The sequence below is a fragment of the Candidatus Hydrogenedentota bacterium genome (genome assembly GCA_012523015.1).
Lineage (GTDB): Bacteria > Hydrogenedentota > Hydrogenedentia > Hydrogenedentales > CAITNO01 > JAAYBJ01.
Window position 1 is genome coordinate 1 of sequence record JAAYJI010000325.1, and the last position, 3829, is coordinate 3829.

At 49.8% G+C, this 3829-nt stretch carries 4 protein-coding genes; all 4 read left to right on the forward strand.

Translation table 11 applies throughout. The annotated features are described in order from the left end of the window. Positions 1 to 734: hypothetical protein (locus GX117_14285; protein ID NLO34499.1), on the forward strand; the 734-nt coding region annotated here is incomplete at its 5' end. After that, complete coding sequence (locus GX117_14290; GenBank protein ID NLO34500.1) at positions 731 to 1678, forward strand: hypothetical protein; 948 nt, start codon at positions 731 to 733, stop codon at positions 1676 to 1678. The genes GX117_14285 and GX117_14290, both read left to right, overlap by 4 nt. Positions 1679 to 1729: 51 nt before the next feature. Next, a complete protein-coding gene (locus tag GX117_14295; GenBank protein NLO34501.1) occupies positions 1730 to 2251 on the forward strand; it encodes a hypothetical protein in 522 nt (173 codons plus the stop codon). 78 nt (positions 2252 to 2329) lie between these two features. Then, a partial coding sequence (locus GX117_14300) for a hypothetical protein (protein NLO34502.1) occupies positions 2330 to 3829 on the forward strand: 1500 nt, incomplete at its 3' end.

Genomic DNA, 3829 nt, shown 5'->3' on the forward strand with positions numbered 1-3829 from the left:
GATCAAGTGTGCCCCAATCCGGATTAAAACGACAACTAGATGTACGTCAGCAGCATTTACAGCGGCTGGAAGGGCAGCTCGGTGTTCTTGACCGGGCGCGTCGCCAACGCCGTTTTTGGCTCGATGAAATCGCCTTTTTAAATGAGGCGAGACCTACCAATAAATCCATATGGTTCTCTTCTCTAGAGTCAACCTTCTTCGGCGGTCAAGGTGACCAGCAGCAACAAGACCAAGATGATGATGACGGCGGTCGAAGAATGCGAATGGTTGGAGGCGGGGCAGGCGGCGGCGCACGTACCACACCCGGATTCACAGGAATCCAGCCCAGAGGCGGCATCGGAGTGAGAGCCGGTATGATGGGTGGAGACGGACAACAGGCGGAAAGCGCTGTTGACCGTTCGCCGGTGCGCATACCCAACGGATTTATTGTTCAAGGCCTAGCCGAATCTGACGAGGCGATCAAAGAATTTGTTGAGAATTTGGAACTATCAGCACGCCAACTGCCTAACGGCTCCTATATAAGTGCAGAAAAAGTCCTCTTTAGTGAAGGCAGTGGGCAACGTGTTGCAATGGACACCCTTTATGATGCGTCAAAAGCGGCGGGTGGAGAATCGAAGACGGCGATCCAGCCGGGCGCTTCCTATTTGATCACGTTCACCATTGAAGTCAAATTCCGACGGACGCAGGATCGGCCTAATCCTGAAATTCAGGCGCGGGAGGGAGGTCAAGCGTGAAGTATAAAGCCCAAATAATCGGTGTATGCCTCCTTCTTTTATTTGGCGGCGCCTTGTTTGGCGCCTGGCAATTTTATTTCAAAGCCATCTTCGACGGCTATAAAGAAGATGCGCGGCTTTGTGACTCTCTTGAAAAAACAATTTTGCAACTTCAAGATAATTTCCATGGCTATCAACCGGAGCTGCTCATTGAACAGTGGCAGAATCAAATGCAGCCTTGGAAAGAATCTCGGGAAGAACGCGCCCGCTATTTTAATTTTGGCGATATGTACGAGTTGGAAGTCATTCCGCCCGAAGGCAGGATGTTGAAATTTTGGTACACGGAAGAGACCAACAAAATGTTGGCGGATTTCTATGCCAAAGTTTACGAACGTATGGGCGCATACAATCGTTTCCCCGGTGATTTAAGAGCCAAATTTGGCGTAGCGAAAGAGGAAGATTGGAGCGCACGCAATGTGACCTGGGCAGAGGTCGAGAGAAACCTCAGAGAACTCAGCTTCGGCATTAAATTTTCTACAATGCTGCTCGAGTCCAATGCGTCCAGTGTGCAAGATATTGTTGTGTGGCCGAGACGCATTCCTGAGAGCTATGATAATATGCTCGGATTGCAAACGGTGGGCTTGCATCTTTCTTTTGCTGCAAAAGATCTGGTGCGATTTCTTGAAAAGTTGTCGCAGGAATCCAGATATTTCACGGTGGATGGTATCAAGTTGAGCTATCCATATATTGGGTATAATGTGGAGCCGCAGATTGACGTGCTCTGCTTAGTGACCCAAGCGAATTATCGGCGACCTCAGGATGAACCTGATCTTACAGCTTTGGACACAGACATGCCCGCGCCGGCGATGGAAACCGGACGAGACAGTCGACGTCAAGCACCTGAAGGTATTCTCGGCAGTTTTTGGCGTTGGTTTAGACGCGTGATACTTTACAGACCTTCGTGATTAAAGAGTCTTTTAAAATAGTTGAACGTTGGTTTTTGGATGTGGTAACACATGGATAAATTAAGAAAAATAGGCTTGTGGTTCTGGAATAACAAGGAACGCATGGTACTGATCGTTTTGGTATTAGTACTCATGTACCGTGTTTATGGCATTATTTCAGTTCCGGAAGCACCGGCATGGCCGGCGATTCCTATTCCTCTGACCGAATTGCCGGACGACAGAACAGACCAAGAATCCCTTGGACTTCCCAGTCGGCCGCCAATGGTACCGACAGATGGGGTGCCGGGAACCTATACATCGCTTTATGAGCGCAACCCATTCTGGTATTACGGGAGTACTACTGATTCCAGAGATTCCCAACAGATACGCCCGGAAGATTTGAACATCACGTTGTTGAAAATACAGGATGTCAGTGGTCGCCCCCGTGCGCAGTTGCGCACGGCGAGTACAACGAAATGGTACTCAGAGGGCGAGCAGTTTGAAGAGTTTGAGTTAATATCGATTGATGCGGAAGAAGAGAGTGTCGTGATTTATTCTGAACGATATGCACGACAATTTACGTTGAAGAAATAGTGACAAGAAAGCGGAGAAAGCGATAAAGGCGTGACCGTAATCAGCATGTACCGCAAACAGCGGGAGGATAGAGCAGTCATGAACAGAAAGAATAAACAGTATTTGGTGTTGCTTGGAGTGATGGTTGGCATCTGCCTCACTGTCTTTTCCTCAGCCGCTCAGGATGTTACTGAGGCGCAGACAGTATCCGGGGTAAATGAAAACCAACAAGCGAGTATCCCGGAAAATACGGTAGAAGTGATACCTTTGGAATCGCTTTCACCGTCATCTGAAAACACGGTTATTGATCAAGTCAGTGATCAAGTCATCGCCATCAGCGAAGCGGAAGAATATCTGCGGCGCGGTGTCGAACTCTATAAGAAAGATTTATATAGAGAAGCACTGACCGAATTTAACCGCGCTTTGGCCCTGGATCCGTCCCTAGAATCTGCACGCAGTTTCCAGGAAAAGACCAATGCTAAACTCGCACAAACCGTCGGCGTCACGGCTGCAGCAGACGCAGCTCCCACCTTCCTCACCGTGGATCCCGCCGCGCTGCGCGCCACTGAAGGGAAAATGGATCTTTCCGCAGACGAAATTCGACGGGATCGTGTCAGAGAATTACTCGGTTTCGGCGTCCAATATATGGAAGCGGAAAGATATGCTACGGCAGTCGAAATCTATAGCAACGTATTATTGATTGATCCAGAAAACAGCGAGGCCAAGGAAATGCTGCATAAAGCAACTATTGGCGCACACAAACAGGCTGTTACCGAATCTGAAGCAGGTGTTATGGAAGATCGCGAACGGATCCGCAATTTTATTGAAAGTTCAAAACGACTTCCTGAAGGTGCCGATGCAAGAGGTATTAAACCCGTCCGTTTTTCTGTGCCCGAGATTGAAGAAGTGGGTAGTGAGAGCAAAGAAAAAAGTCCCATTGAGCAAATACTCGAATCACCGGTAAGTATTGAGTTCGAAGATATTCATATCAGTGAAATCGTTGACTTTATCGCAGACAGTTGGGACGTTAATATTGTTATCGATAACCGTGTTGTTGCTCCGCCTCCCAAAGAATCTCCCATCTACGGCACGCAACAAGCCCCCGGAATGCCCGGTGGTCCCGGCGCGATGCCTCCCGGAATTCCCGGTGCTCCCTCGCCTGCTCCCTTCCCGCCGGCTGGTGCTGCACCGGCGCCACAGCCGGGAGCAGTTCCCGGTTCAACTGTTGCAACCAGTGAAGTCGATGAAATTTACGGAGAAAAAACCGACGGCAGAGTGCCCTATATCAACATGAAAAACGTGTCCTTGGCGGAAGCCTTGCAAGCACTGTTGCGCCCGCTCGGTCTGGATTATGCGGTTCAGCCCGGATTTATCTGGATAACCCGCCCCTCTGTTATTCGCCGGGAATCTTTTGAAAAACTCGAAACCCGTTATTATGAATTGAGAAACGCCGGTTCAGAAACCCTCTTTAAAGTCGTACTGCGCAACTCTTTCGGCGGTATAGCCGGTGGTGGTATGGGCGGCATGGGTGGCGGCATGGGCGGCTATGGCGGCGGCATGGGTGGTGGTCGCATGGGCGGCATGGGCGGCGGCATGGGC